Genomic DNA, 13705 nt, shown 5'->3' with positions numbered 1-13705 from the left:
CGTGCCAGAGGTGCTGCGGACCTGCCGTACCACCGGTACAGCAGATGAACAGGGTATAAACGTCTCTGGCAGGGGACATCTGTTCCCTCCGCTTGCCCCAGCCGCGCGCAGCGCCTCCCCGCGCCGCGCAGGTCGACAGGAAAGGTGTGTTCGCCGGTGGCAACACGAGACCGCGGTGCAACGCCGAACTCCGAGGCAGGGTCCGATGCGGGCAGCCAGGTGCGTCGTCTCGTCATCGTCGAGTCACCGACGAAGGCTCGTAAGATCGCCCCGTACCTCGGCCGTGGATACGTCGTGGAGGCGTCCGTCGGCCACATCCGGGATCTGCCGCGGGGTGCGGCGGATGTGCCGGCCAAATACAAGGGTCAGCCCTGGGCGCGCCTGGGCGTCGACGTCGATCACGACTTCGAGCCCATCTATGTGGTCAGCCCGGATAAGAAGGCCAAGGTCTCCGAGCTGAAGAACCTGCTCAAGGACGCCGACGAGCTCTATCTCGCCACCGACCCCGACCGTGAGGGCGAGGCGATCGCGTGGCATCTGCTCGAGACGCTCAAGCCCAAGGTGCCGGTCCGGCGCATGGTGTTCCACGAGATCACCGAACCCGCCATCCGCGCGGCCGCCGCCGACACCCGGGAGCTGGACAACGACCTGGTCGACGCGCAGGAGACCAGGCGGATCCTGGACCGGCTGTACGGCTACGAGGTCAGCCCGGTGCTGTGGAAGAAGGTCATGCCGCGGTTGTCGGCGGGCCGGGTGCAGTCCGTGGCGACCCGCATCGTCGTGCAGCGCGAGCGCGAGCGCATGGCGTTCCGCTCGGCGGAGTACTGGGATATCGCCGCGAAATTCGACGCGGGCGGCGGCGAGGCCGATGCGGCCAACCCGCGGACCTTCGGCGCTCGCCTGGTCACGGTGGCCGGTTCGCGGGTCGCGGGCGGACGTGATTTCGGTTCCGACGGGCAGTTGAAGACTGCCAGTGGCGTCACGGTGCTGGACGAGGCATACGCCCGTCGACTCGCCGCGGCCCTGGACGGCGCCGATTTCCAGGTGACCTCGGTCGAGTCGAAGCCCTATACGCGTCGGCCGTATGCGCCGTTCATGACTTCCACGTTGCAGCAGGAGGCCGCGCGCAAGTTGCGGTTCACCTCCGAGCGCACCATGCGGGTCGCTCAGCGGCTCTACGAAAACGGCTACATCACCTATATGCGTACCGACTCGACCACGTTGTCGGAGTCGGCGATCGCCGCCGCGCGGGCTCAGGCCACGCAGTTGTACGGGGCAGAATTCGTCCACCCGACGCCGCGCCAGTACACCCGCAAGGTCAAGAACGCGCAGGAGGCGCATGAGGCGATCCGCCCGTCGGGCGACACCTTCGCCACGCCCGGTCAGCTGCACGCGCGCCTGGACCACGACGAGTTCCGGCTGTACGAGCTGATCTGGCAGCGCACGGTCGCCTCGCAGATGGCCGATGCCCGCGGCACCACCCTGACCGTCCGGATCACCGGCCACGCCGGTCTGGACGAGGGCCGTATTCCGTGCGTGTTCTCCGCGTCGGGGCGCACGATCACCTTCGCCGGTTTCCTCAAGGCTTATGTGGAGAGCGTCGACGAGGATTCGGGCAGCCAGTCCGACGACGCCGAATCCCGTCTTCCCGCGCTGACCGAGGGCCAGGAGGTCGCCGCGGCCGAGCTGACTCCCGAGGGCCACACCACCAATCCGCCGCCGCGCTACAACGAGGCGTCGCTGGTCAAGGCGCTCGAGGAATTGGGCATCGGCCGCCCGTCCACCTACGCCTCGATTATCAAGACCATCCTCGATCGCGGATACGTCTACAAGCGCGGTAACGCGCTCGTGCCCTCGTGGGTGGCGTTCGCCGTCATCGGACTGCTGGAGGCGTACTTCGGCCGACTGGTCGATTTCGATTTCACCGCGGCCATGGAGGACGATCTCGACGCCATCGCCGGTGGACGCGAGCAGCGCGGAAACTGGTTGACCAGCTTCTACTTCGGCGGCGATCACGGTGCGGAGGATTCGATCGCGCGCACCGGCGGCCTGAAGAAGATGGTCGGCGGGCAGCTCGACGACATCGATGCCCGCTCGGTCAACTCGATCAAATTGTTCGCCGACGATCAGGGCCGCGATGTGGTGGTCCGGGTCGGGCGGTTCGGGCCGTATCTCGAGCGGATGGTCGTCAATCCGGATGATCCGGACGGCGATCCGGTGTCGCAGCGCGCCAATCTGCCCGACGATCTGCCGCCGGACGAGCTGACCCCCGAGGTGGCGGAGAAGCTGTTCTCCACCCCGCAGGAGGGGCGTTCGCTGGGCGTCGATCCGGAGACGGGTCATCGGATCGTGGCCAAAGAGGGACGTTTCGGCCCCTATGTGACAGAGGTTCTGCCCGAGCCCGAGGACGACGGCGAGCCCAAGAAGGGCGCGAAGAAGGCCAACGCGCCCAAACCGCGCACGGGATCGTTGTTCAAGTCGATGGATCTGTCCACGATCACCCTCGAGGACGCACTGTTGCTGCTGTCGCTGCCGCGGGTGGTCGGCAAGGATCCCGAATCCGGCGACGAGATCACCGCGCAGAACGGGCGTTACGGCCCGTATCTGAAGAAGGGCACCGATTCGCGGTCGCTGACCAGCGAGGATCAGATCTTCTCGGTGACCCTCGAGGAGGCGCTGAAGATCTACTCCGAGCCCAAGCGCCGTGGCCGGCAGGCCGCCAGCGCCGCGCCGCTGCGGGAACTCGGCAACGATTCGACCACCGGTAAGCCGATGGTGATCAAGGACGGCCGGTTCGGACCGTACGTCACCGACGGCGAGACCAATGCCAGCCTGCGCAAGGGGGACGAGGTCGAGTCGATCACCGATGATCGGGCCTCGGAACTGCTCGCCGATCGCCGGGCCAAGGCCCCGGTGAAGAAGGCCGCGAAGAAGACGGCGGCGAAGAAGGCGCCGGCCAAGAAGGCCACGGCCGCGAAGAAGACCGCGGCGAAGAAGACCACCACCGCCGCAGCGGAGAAGGCGACCGCGAAGAAGACCGCGGCCAAGAAGACCACGGTCGCGAAGACCACCGCTCGAAAGACGGCCACAGCCAAGTCGTAATGGCGGGAATCGGTCGCTGTCCGATTTCTGTCGGTGCCCTGCCGTAGCGTGTCGCCATCCCAGCACGCTTCAGCGGAAGGACATCCGATGACCGCACCCTCGACCGAGCGCCGCGATCAGGAGCGGGAAGACCTGATCGCGATGCTCGCCTCGCAACGTGAGCTGTTCCGGATCACCTTGCGTGGCATCGATGATGCGCAAGCGCGCCAGCGCAGTACGGTCAGCGAGTTGACACTCGGCGGTCTGCTGCACCACCTGGTCCACTGTGAACAGCTGTGGACATCGGTCATCGTGGAACGCGACGAGAACTCGAAACTCGATGTGTCGCAGTTCGATTCGGAATACCGGATGGCACCGGAGGAAACTGTCGAGGGGCTGCTGAAGGAGTGGGATACGCTGGCGGACAACACCACTCGGCTGATCCGGGAGGTGGATGATCTGGATGTCTCGATTCCCACCCCGACCTCGCCGTGGGTTCCCGAACGTGTCTGGTGGACAGTGCGTTTCACGCTGCTGCACATCTTCCGGGAGATCGCTCATCACAGCGGCCACGCCGACATCATCCGTGAGGCGCTCGACGGCGCGAACTCCACCTATCAGCGCGCGGGCTGATCCGGGACGTGCCTCCTGGGTGGACCGCGGAGGCTGTCGGTGGCGGCCGCTAGGGTGTATGCCGTGGCGGGTGTCTTCGATCGGCTGGTCGGCCAGGATGCGGTCGAGTCCGAACTGACCGCTGCCGCGGTCGCCGCGCGCAGCGGGGTCTCGTCGTCGGCGATGACGCATTCTTGGTTGTTCACCGGGCCTCCTGGGTCCGGCAGATCGGTTGCGGCACTGTGCTTCGCGGCCGCGCTGCAGTGCACCGATCCGGGTGCGCCCGGCTGTGGGCACTGTCACGCCTGCACCACCACCATGGCGGGGACGCACGGCGATGTGCGCCGGGTGATTCCCGAGGGGCTGAGCATCGGCACCAAGGAGATGCGCGAGATCGTCCAGGTGGCCTCCCGCAGGCCCAGTACCGGGCGCTGGCAGGTGGTGTTGGTCGAGGATGCCGACAGATTGACCGAGGCGGCCGGAAATGTGCTGCTCAAGGTGGTCGAGGAGCCGCCAGAGCGCACCGTGTTCCTGTTGTGTGCGCCGTCGGTGGATCCGGAGGACATCTCGGTCACGCTGCGTTCGCGGTGCCGTCATATGCATCTGGTCACCCCCTCGGTCGACTCGATCGCCCAGGTCTTGCGCGAGCGCGACGGTCTGGACGCGGAGACCGCCGGGTGGGCGGCCTCGATCAGCGGCGGTCACGTCGGGCGAGCCCGTCGCCTGGCCACCGACGAGGAGGCCAGAAGCCGCCGCAAGCGGGCACTGGCTCTGGTCGCGGCCACCGCGCGTCCCGCGGTCGCCTACACGGCCGCCGATGAGCTGGTCAAATCCGCGGAGGAGGAAGCCAAGCAGGTCAGCGCCACTCGCGACGAACGTGAGCGCGAGGAGCTCGCGACCGCCCTCGGCGCGGGCGGCACCGGCAAGGGCACCGCCTCGGCGACCCGCGGTTCGGCCGGTGTGCTCAAGGATCTCGAACGTCGCCAGAAATCCCGCGCCACCCGCACCAGTCGCGATTCGCTGGACCGGGCTCTGATCGACGTTGCGGGTTTCTACCGCGACGCCCTCGCGGTCCGCATGACCGGCCCTGCTCGCCCCGTCACCCTCACGCATCCCGATCTCCGCGACGAGATCCGCGATCTCGCCACCGAGGTTCCCCCCGAGGGCCTGCTGCGCTCGATCGAAGCCGTCCTGCACTGCCGCGAAGCCCTCGACACCAACGTCAAACCCCGCTTCGCCGTAGCCGCCATGGTCGCCACCCTCATCGCCGCCCGCACCCGCTGATTCGCCGGATCGGTCCACAGGTGCCGTGAGGCCTTGGCGGAGTTGGCTTTCCGTCAATCTGTCGGCGAGTGCAATCCTTGTCGCCGCTCGCCCTTCGGTGATTCGGTAGAGGCGGGGCATCGGTTGTGATCGCCGCTGGTGCACGGCTTGTGAACGCCTGACGTCGGTGAGCGATGGCTATCCGGCTGTGAGGTCGGACGATCAGTGCGGGTGTGTGACGTGCTGCCCGGGGCGGGCAGCACGCGGGTGGGTCAGATGTGTTCGGCGATGGTGATGGTCGCGGTTTCGGAGTGCTGGGCGATGAGGGTGTCGATGTCGGGTTGGTTGGTGGTGAGGGCGCCGAGGGAGACGGGGATGGTGAGTCGGCCGTCGCGGGCGGCGTGGATGGTTTGACTCTTCTTGCCGCGGGGGGTGCTGGTCGTGACCTGGTAGGCGGCGCCGGAGCGGTAGCGGGTGGCGGTGACGACCGTTGCGGAAGTTGTTGCGTTCAAGGTGAATCCGTTGTGGGTGACGCCGCTGAGGGTGGTGAATGCCGGGCTGTTGCGGTTCACCGTGACCTGATATCCGTATGCGTCGAAGCGCGGTTCCGCGGCGGTGAAGGTGAACGGTTCGGGCTGCGCGGGCGGGTGCGCGAAGGTGGCCATCAGGCCGGGCAGGTACTGGGTCAGGTCGCGCCGCCAGTACGACCAGGAGTGCGAACCGCCGCCGTAGTCGTGCCATTCATGGGCGATACCCAGGGAATTCAGCCGGTTGTGCATGCTGACGCTCTGCGGATGAACATCCTTGCCCTCGGTGGAGTCGTAGGTCTTGTTGAACGGTCCCGGATTGCCGTTGCCGGTGTACAACTCGAGATGCATCCCGCGCAGATTCGCGGCCAGATCCCACGGATTGTGTGCGCGCCAACGGATTTCCTGGGTGGAGCGTGGACCCCAGAGGCTTCCCGGGACGGGGTTGTCCAGGTAGGCGAGCATCTCGTCGGTGGTGACGGCCTGTGGATCGTTGGAGTCCAGGGCGCCGGAAAACGATGCGGCGGAGACGAATCGGTCGGGATGCCGGGCGGCGTAGCTCATCGCACCGAATCCGCCCATGGAGAAACCGGCGACCGCGTGGCCGCGACGTCCGGACACGGTGCTGTAATGCGCGTCGATCCAGGGCAGCAACTGGCCGATGTGGTAGCTCTCCCAGCGCGGATTGCCGCCGTGGCCGTTGTTGTACCAGTCGCTGTAGAACCCGCCCTTACCGGAGTCGGGCATGACGAGGATCACCGGTGTGTTGCCGACGATCGCCTCGGCATTGCCCTTGGCCGGGTCGGTCCAGTCGCGAGCCTGTGGTGCGGCATTGCAGCAACCTTCGAGCAGCAGCAGCACCGGATAGCGCCGGGCGGACGAATAGCCCTGCGGCAGCAGCACTCTCACGTAGGTGGGGGCGTTCAGGTCGGGGGTGGTGAACACCAGTTCGTGCAGGCGCGCATTGATCGCTATGTCGGAGCGCAGCGTCAGCCCGCCGTTGGGGGCGGGCGCGGCCGTCGCGGGCCCGGTCAGGGACAGCGCCGCACATATTCCGGCGAGCAGCACGGCACACCGAATCTTGAACCGGGACATGGATTTCCTTCACTCCGATTTGCTAAGCGTGTGGCCGCGGGCGTTGCGGCGGCAGTCGCTCCCGGCGGGAGCCGATGGTGTTCCTTCGACGCCGTCGAGGTTGTCGCCGATGATCCGATAACAGCGCGCGGCGTGCGGATCGGTGTCCTGCCAGCCGTCGGCGGCATCGGTGGTGCAGTGGTCGCACACCGTCATCCAAATACCTTGGGACAGGCGTTGAATCGAATAGTTCGGCGCACCGGCCGAGCCCTCGAACAGTACCTTGCCCTCGGTGGTGGAGGTGATGATCGGCGCGGGGACCCGGCGATGAGGCGGCGGTACCGGATATCCCGACATCGAGTAGGCGTGTGTGCGCAATTGCTGTGCGCGCGTCGACATATCGGCCGCGGTGTGGGAGGCGGTGGTGCGGCCGGTGTAGTAGAGGGCCCACCAGTTGCCGTCCTCACCCCATTCGCAGGTAGGGGAGCAGTGGGCGTCGGCGGGGATGGGCTGCCAGCCGTGGCCTTCGGCGTGTGCGGCCAGCGCCCAGAAGTTGTCACCGGCGATGTGCGGGTCGGATTCCAGGCCGGTGAGGAAATCGCCCAGTGCGTCGGTGGTGAGAAAATCTGTTCTGTCCCAGCCGAATTCGATCGCGCTGAACGCCTTTCCGGCTGCGGCGACCTGGGCGGCGGTGTCGTGCAGCTTCCCGGCGCAGCCGTCGACGCGGTTGCCCCCGGAGATGATCGGCAGCCAGTGCGGGTAGTACTCCGCCGCGTAGACGTCGACGTTGGGCAGCCGCAGCGCGCCGTCGGTGACGAATCCGTCGCCGCCGCCCAGGCTGATGTTGATGAACAGCTGCCGGGAGTCGATCGAGCGGAAGTAGTCCGAGACGGTGCGCAACCAGTTCTCGGCGACCGGCGTGGGTGCGCCGTCGAGCAGGTCGAGATTGTTGCCGTCGACCCAGCCGGCGAACGTCGGATCGTCCTTGTAGGCGAGTCCGGTCAGCGGATTCACATGCTCCAGTACGGCTTTCATGTGCCGCTGGTAGTCGCCGATGATGGCCGGGTCGGTGAAGAACGCCTGCCCGCAGTCGGGGCGATGCCGCCAGGTGCAGTACCAGTCGTGGCTGTCGGCGGACGGGGAGTTCTGGTTCGGGGCGGGTGCGCCGTTGGCGTCGCCGGAGAATTCGCCGATCAGTTTGATCCCGTGCGCGCGGGCCGCGGCCACGACCTTGTCCATATGCGCGAAGGCGGCCGGATTGAATTGTCCCAGTGCGGGTTCCAGGCAGGACGGGCAGCCGATCGTATCGCCGAGCGTCTGCGCTCGAAGGACGGTCGCGCCCATTTCTCGGGCGGTGGTGAATACGTCGTCGATCTCGTAGTCGCTCGGATAACGTTCGCTGCCCAGCGGGGTGGCGGGCGCGGGATCGGGGCCGTAGTTCTCCAGGCCCAGCCATTCGACGTTCGCGCCGGAGAATCGGAACGGGTGACCGGCCACGGTGAGTGCGGATCGGTCCCGCTGGACGAAGGCGTTGCGGAACTGGTCGAGCGGCACCCCTGCCACCGGTGTCACTTGCGAATTCGCGGTGCGCATCGGATCGGCGTGCGCCGTGGTGAAGCCCGATGACACGATCGCGCCCAGTGTCGCCACGGCTGCGATGAGCATGCGCCGTCTGCGCACCGGATCTCCTTTCGCTACATCCCGCAGAAATGTAACGTGCATCGAATCCGTATGCCACTGGCCGTCACCGACGCGCCACGCTCGCCGAGGCCGTGAACATCTCGCCGAGAGCGCAGGAAACTCGCGTGCTGCCGACAGCGCCGTCGCGTTATCGTCGGCGCATGCTGGTAGCGCGGGCCAGGTGGCGTCGTCTGGAATTGACTCACGACGACCGGCCTGTCGGCGTTCTCCGGGAACGAGGGCATCGTGCCATCGCGGATCTGCCGACGGCGACAATGACTTTCCGCAACCACTCCAACGTCGATATCCGCGCCCACCCTGTCCCCCCAGATGCCGACCCGTTGGCGCCACCTCCGGCCTCGGCGACGATGACAGCCGTCACCACCCACCTCGCGCGGTACGACTGGAGAATTCAGGCAGCAGACCGCCGCTACCAGATGGTGCAGGGCAGAGGCGACCGCTACACCGTCACCGAACAGGGCGAACCCTTGGGCGACGGCTGGTTCACCGCCATCTTCATTCACCGCCAGTGGCTCTCCCTCGCGCCGGTCGTCCCGCTCGACCACCAGGCGTTCATGATCTGGCTCGCCTACCGAACCTTCATATCCCGACACACAGGTCTGTGATCCGGTTCGTGGTGCGGGGTTTCACTGGGTCGGGCCAAGGGGTGGCGGCGCGAGTTGCCTAACCTCGGTAGACGATCTGTCCGAGACACAAGGGCCTGCTCGGCCGGGTGCGAGGCCGGGACCACTCGAGGGAGAGGATGTTGTCGATGAATCCAACCGTCGCCGTTGTGGGGCCGGGGGCGATCGGCACGACCGTGACGGCGGCGCTGCACGAGGTCGGCCGGACGCCGAGGATGTGTGGTCGGACCGCGCGTGAAAACCTCGAGTTGCAGGTGGAGGGCGGCCGGGTCGTCGTGCCGGGGCCTGTGCAGATCGACCCGGCACAGGTCGACGGGGCGGCCGATCTCGTCTTCCTCGCCGTCAAGTCGACGCAGGTCGAGGCGGCAGCGTCATGGTTGAAGGCATTGTGCGGTCCGGACACTGTCGTCTGTGTTCTCCAGAACGGTGTCGAGCAGGAATCGGTTGTCGGGCCGTATGTCTGCGGTGCTCGGGTCATCCCCTCGGTGGTGTGGTTTCCCGCTCAGACCCAGTCCGACGGTTCGGTGTGGTTGCGTGGCGAGGCGCGCCTGACCCTGCCGGACACATCGGCGTCTCGTGTGGTGGTCCAGACTCTGGGTGGCACGCGGTGCTCGGTCGAACTGGCCGCGGACTTCAAGTCCGTGGCGTGGCGCAAGCTGTTGCAGAACGCGGTCGCCGGATTGATGGTTCTGACGGGGCGGCGCTCCGGGATGTTCGCCAGGGGCGATATCGCCGAACTGTCCCTGGCTTATCTCCGAGAGTGTCTCGAGGTTGCCCGAGCCGACGGCGCGGCGCTGAGCGATGACTTGCCGCAGGAGATCGTCGACGGGTTTCGGGCCTACCCGGCCGATATGGGCACTTCCATCCTCGCCGACCGTGAAGCCGATCGGCCGCTCGAATGGGACGTGCGCAATGGTGTCGTGCTGCGTCGCGGACGGGCCCACGGTATCCCGACGCCGATCAGCGATCTGGTGGTGCCGCTGCTCGCCGCCGCGAGCGATGGACCTGGCTGATCACGACGTCGCCGAACGCAGTGCCGGAATGACCGAGCGTCCCAGTTTTGCAAGTGCGGCAAGGGGATCCGGGCCGAGGGGTGGACCGAACGAAACGTGTCGGGCACCGAGTTCGCGCAACTCGAGACACCCCTCGATCACCTCCTCGGGTGATCCGACCACGGCGAGACGCATCATCCGGTCGTCGATGAATTCCACGGCCTTTCCGAGATCCCCTGCGCGAGCGTATCTTCCGGCCTCATGGAAGTCGATGGGGCGTAGGCCCGCCGGGGCCAGATGGTCCGGGGAGAAGGACTGGCCGTAGTAGGCGAGTTTCTCGGCCAGTGCCCGGCGCGCTGCGTCGCGTTCGCCGACCGATACCCAGATGCATGCCGGTAGATCGAATGCGGCGCTGTCGCGGTCGGCGTCGCGGAGGCCGCTGTGGATATCGGCGCTGATCTTGCCGAACAGGTCCGGGCAGGGGAGCAGGGGGAGTGCTCCGTCGGCGATCCGGCCGGCCAGCCGGCGCATCTGTGGTCCCGTCGCGCCGATGTATACCGGTACCGGGCTCGTCGGAGGGAAACGAAGCGAGAACGAACTGCTCCACCAGTCCGGTAGGTCGTCTTCGGCTATGTCGTTGTGCCCCAACAGGGCTCGCAACGCTGTCACCGACTGTCGCACCGTCGTCATCGGTCGTCGGCGCTCGAGTCCGGCCCAGCCGAGGAAGTCGGTCGCACCCGCGCTCACTCCGAGGGCGAATCTGCCGCCGGAGACCTCCTGGGCGGTGGCGGCCACCATCGCGATCTCGGTGGTGTGCACCGTGTACGGATTCATGATGCCGATGCCGAGGTGGATGCGTTCGGTCCGTGCGGCGAGAGCGCCCATCAGCACCGGCGCGGAACGCAGCAGCAGATCGTGCGATACCCAGATCTGGTCCACATCTGCCGCTTCGGCGGCCGAAACCAGTTGCAGGAGTTCGTCGTAGGACAGGTCGTTGTTGACGCGGATCGATATCTTCATCTCTCACCTGCTTGTTGCGGGAGTCGCGGGCCGGTCACCGAGTCGGCCGTGGAATCGTGCGGTGCCTGTCCGTCGGATGAGGTATGCGGCCACCGCACAACTCAGCGCGGCGATGATCAACGCGCGAGAGGAACCGGTTGCCGATGGGGCGCTCGCCGCCCCTGCCACACCGAGCACGGCGACGCCGATCGCGCTGCCGACCTGGCGGGACACCGTCAGCAGGGCCGATGCGGCCCCGGCGCGGCCGGTGGACGCGACGCGCAGCATATCCGCTGTCGCCGAGGCGATCGCGAGGTCGACGCCGAGACCTACGAAGAACGACGACCCGGCCGTGAGTTCCAGTGTGTGAGTCCATACGCCCGTCGCCATGACGAGCATTCCGCCTGCGATGACCAGCAGTCCGGTGAGCATGGCGATGCGGTACGAAGAGCGTTCGGCGATCCAACTGCCGCACGGTGAACCGAACACCGCCCCGACCGCTTCGACCGTGATCACGAGACTGGTTTGCAGGGGCGAGAATCCCTCGACTCGCTGGAGAAATCCGGCCGTCAGGAAGAGTTGTCCGTAGAAACCGAAGTTGACCACGAATGCCACTGTCGTGGCGGCGCGGGCGTCCGGACGACGCAGCAGTGACAGTTGCAGTGCGGGGCTGGGGTATCGGCGTTCGACGACGGTGAAGCCCACGGCGAGCGCCAGACCGACTGCCATGAGGACCGGACCCGTGAGCGAATCCGTACTCGATGCTCCCCACTCGATCACACCTGCCACGAAGGATGTCAGGGCGGCGAGAAATACGCCTTGGCTCAACAGGTTCAGTCGGTTGTGCACGGTCGGCGCTTCGCGCAAGCACAGTCCGGACAGGGCGAGCGTTAGAACGGCGACGGCCAGATTCGTCCAGAACAGACTTCGCCAGCCGAAGGCGGAGACGAGCGCACCGCTGCAGACGAGTCCCGCGACCGCGGCGGCGCTGCCGGCCGTCGTCCAGATGACGACCGCGCGAGCCTGATGCCGGTCGTCGGTGTAGCTGGATTTGATCAACGCCAGGGAGCCGGGCATCACCGCCGCCGCACCGATTCCTTGCAGCGCCCGGCCGATGATGAGCAGTCCGCCCGAGTCGGCGACCGCGCATAATGCCGAGCCTGCGGCGATCAGTGCGGTTCCGTTCAGGTACACGCGTCTGGCTCCCCATCGGTCGGCGAGTGAGCCGCCGATGAGCAGGAGCGCCGTGAAGGCCACCATGTACGCGTCCACGATCCAGAGTGCGACCTCGGCGCCGATGCCGAGTTGCTGTTGCATCTGCGGCAGGCCCACCGTGACGACGGTGTTGTCGAAGGTCACCAGGGAGAAGCCGAGGCACAGCGCGACCAGGGTCCAGCTGGATGCTCGGGTTGGGGCGGCGGACGGTGGCGCGGGTAGCGCTGGAGCGGACCGCACCGTCACAGGTCCTTGGCTGCAGTGGAAGTGAGGTGATGCGCGCCGACGAGTTGTCGTCCGCGCGCCGCGACCAGGGCGTGGCGGGCGATCACCACGGTGTCGCGCCAGCATCCCTCGAGTCCGTTGCGCCGGTGGATCGCCGCGGAGCCACCGGCCTCGAACAGGTCGCGGCACACCTCCTGCGCGGTATCGACCATCTGACAGCAGGCCGAGCGCAGCAGCGCCACCTGCTCGGTGGGAACCTCGCCGACCTGCGCGCTGGACCACGCGAGCGTCGTGGCGCTGTCGAGCAACGCCGCCGCGGCTTGCACACGTCCGTGCGCGCGGGCGTATGCCGCCTGCGCGACGGGTTGTTCGGCGAGCGGTCCGGCCCCGTAACGGGTGCGGGTGGAAGCGGCCAGGTTCGCGAAGGCAGCGAGTGCGCGGTCCGCGGTCGCCCGTGCGACCTCCGCGATACACCCGGCCAACAGGCTGTAGAGCGGGTATCGGAACATCGGCGCGTCGATGTTCGGTGGTGCGGTCAGGTCGACGCTGTGTCCGCTCGGCACCACGGTGTCACAGCCGAGTGTGTAGGACGCACTACCGCGCAAACCCAATGCGTCCCAGTCCTTTTCGATAACCAATGCCGACGGCGGGACCAGCCACCACCGGGTGCCCGAGACTCCGTCGGATTCCATCGCGGGAGCCGCGAGCGCAGCCAGGGTCATCGACGGCGCACCGGTGACCAGCGGCCAGCGTCCCCGCAGCCGAACCCTCGTACCGTGCCGGACGGCGGTGCCGACAGGTACCGAGGAGCCGCCGATCACCAGGCGGCGGTCGGCGAAATCACCTGCGACAGAAGGAGATAGGCGAGACAGAAACGCCCCGGCCGGACCGTTGATCGCAGCCACCCACCCGGTGGCCGGATCGGCGACGGAAACCTCGCGCACCGCCTCCAACAGCTGCGGCACCGACCACTCGAGCCCGCCGAACTGCTTCGGCAACGCAGCGCGCGGCAGCGCGGAATCCTCCAACTCCTGCCACACCTTCGGATGCAACGTCCCGTATCTGTCCCCGAACTCTCGGTGTGCCTCCGCGGCCCGGCAGAGCTCCTGCACCGCTACGGCCCCGGCATCGGCGGGAGGTGTGCTGAATGTGGTCATCCGCTCTCCATCGCGAAAACGTCCGCGCTACCTGGGCGGCAGCGCTCGATGTAGTTCTCCGGCCGGTTCAATATGCCACAGTTTGATGGTACATACCACAGAATGATGTGTCATAGTTTTGTGGAATGTTCCCAGGGGGTGGGGGTGCTGGCGGGAGCGGTGGTTCCTGTGCGCGATCTGGCCGGAGTTGCCGCGCGACGGTTCGAGTGCGGCGGGATGATGGTGACCTGGCCATG

Annotated in this window: 10 protein-coding genes; 5 read left to right on the top strand and 5 right to left on the bottom strand. The window is 67.0% G+C overall.

All coding sequences use genetic code 11. The features are described from left to right. Positions 1–156: 156 nt before the first annotated feature. The 3 genes from topA to ON40_RS30885 all read left to right on the top strand — a co-directional run bounded on the left by topA (position 157) and on the right by ON40_RS30885 (position 4977). On the top strand, positions 157–3102 hold the full coding sequence (gene topA / locus ON40_RS30895) for a type I DNA topoisomerase (RefSeq protein WP_083896043.1): 2946 nt from the start codon (positions 157–159) through the stop codon (positions 3100–3102). Between the two features lie 87 nt (positions 3103–3189). Next, positions 3190–3714 (top strand): mycothiol transferase, encoded by a 525-nt coding sequence (locus ON40_RS30890; protein WP_040828385.1) that lies wholly within the window; start codon positions 3190–3192, stop codon positions 3712–3714. Between the two features lie 63 nt (positions 3715–3777). Further along, positions 3778–4977: a DNA polymerase III subunit delta' gene (locus tag ON40_RS30885; protein ID WP_040828524.1), complete on the top strand. Its 1200-nt coding sequence runs from the start codon at positions 3778–3780 to the stop codon at positions 4975–4977. A gap of 251 nt (positions 4978–5228) precedes the next feature. Here the strand turns inward: ON40_RS30885 and ON40_RS48445 are convergent, their stop codons facing one another. Beyond that, complete coding sequence (locus tag ON40_RS48445) at positions 5229–6578, bottom strand: alpha/beta hydrolase (protein WP_051193754.1); 1350 nt, start codon at positions 6576–6578, stop codon at positions 5229–5231. A 9-nt stretch (positions 6579–6587) separates the two neighbouring features. Further along, positions 6588–8237: a glycoside hydrolase 5 family protein gene (locus ON40_RS30875; protein ID WP_157186477.1), complete on the bottom strand. Its 1650-nt coding sequence runs from the start codon at positions 8235–8237 to the stop codon at positions 6588–6590. Positions 8238–8398: 161 nt separating this feature from the next. On the opposite strand from ON40_RS30875, the gene ON40_RS30870 reads away from it, so the two are divergent. Next, positions 8399–8863 (top strand): hypothetical protein, encoded by a 465-nt coding sequence (locus ON40_RS30870; protein ID WP_169541924.1) that lies wholly within the window; start codon positions 8399–8401, stop codon positions 8861–8863. A gap of 146 nt (positions 8864–9009) precedes the next feature. Further along, positions 9010–9894 carry an oxidoreductase gene (locus ON40_RS30865; RefSeq protein WP_051193779.1) on the top strand — a complete coding sequence of 295 codons (885 nt, stop codon included), beginning with the start codon at positions 9010–9012 and terminating at the stop codon, positions 9892–9894. Here the strand turns inward: ON40_RS30865 and ON40_RS30860 are convergent, their stop codons facing one another. From ON40_RS30860 to ON40_RS30850, 3 genes are read right to left on the bottom strand one after another with little or no spacing between them, the layout of a single operon-like run. Beyond that, positions 9895–10893 (bottom strand): LLM class flavin-dependent oxidoreductase, encoded by a 999-nt coding sequence (locus ON40_RS30860; protein ID WP_040828378.1) that lies wholly within the window; start codon positions 10891–10893, stop codon positions 9895–9897. 3 nt (positions 10894–10896) lie between these two features. Continuing rightward, complete coding sequence (locus ON40_RS30855; RefSeq protein WP_157186475.1) at positions 10897–12327, bottom strand: MFS transporter; 1431 nt, start codon at positions 12325–12327, stop codon at positions 10897–10899. A 2-nt stretch (positions 12328–12329) separates the two neighbouring features. Beyond that, positions 12330–13469 carry an acyl-CoA dehydrogenase family protein gene (locus ON40_RS30850; protein ID WP_040828376.1) on the bottom strand — a complete coding sequence of 380 codons (1140 nt, stop codon included), beginning with the start codon at positions 13467–13469 and terminating at the stop codon, positions 12330–12332. Positions 13470–13705 lie beyond the last annotated feature (236 nt).

The sequence above is a fragment of the Nocardia jiangxiensis NBRC 101359 genome (assembly GCF_000308615.1).
Lineage (GTDB): Bacteria > Actinomycetota > Actinomycetes > Mycobacteriales > Mycobacteriaceae > Nocardia > Nocardia jiangxiensis.
This window is presented reverse-complemented; position numbering and strand designations above follow the sequence as displayed.

Coding starts and splice junctions, on each gene's coding strand:
- ON40_RS30890 (WP_040828385.1), top strand. CDS start 3,190: ATGACCGCACCCTCGACCGAGCGCCGCGATCAGGAGCGGGAAGACCTG.
- ON40_RS48445 (WP_051193754.1), bottom strand. CDS start 6,578: ATGTCCCGGTTCAAGATTCGGTGTGCCGTGCTGCTCGCCGGAATATGT.
- ON40_RS30870 (WP_169541924.1), top strand. CDS start 8,399: ATGCTGGTAGCGCGGGCCAGGTGGCGTCGTCTGGAATTGACTCACGAC.
- ON40_RS30865 (WP_051193779.1), top strand. CDS start 9,010: ATGAATCCAACCGTCGCCGTTGTGGGGCCGGGGGCGATCGGCACGACC.
- ON40_RS30860 (WP_040828378.1), bottom strand. CDS start 10,893: ATGAAGATATCGATCCGCGTCAACAACGACCTGTCCTACGACGAACTC.
- ON40_RS30850 (WP_040828376.1), bottom strand. CDS start 13,469: ATGACCACATTCAGCACACCTCCCGCCGATGCCGGGGCCGTAGCGGTG.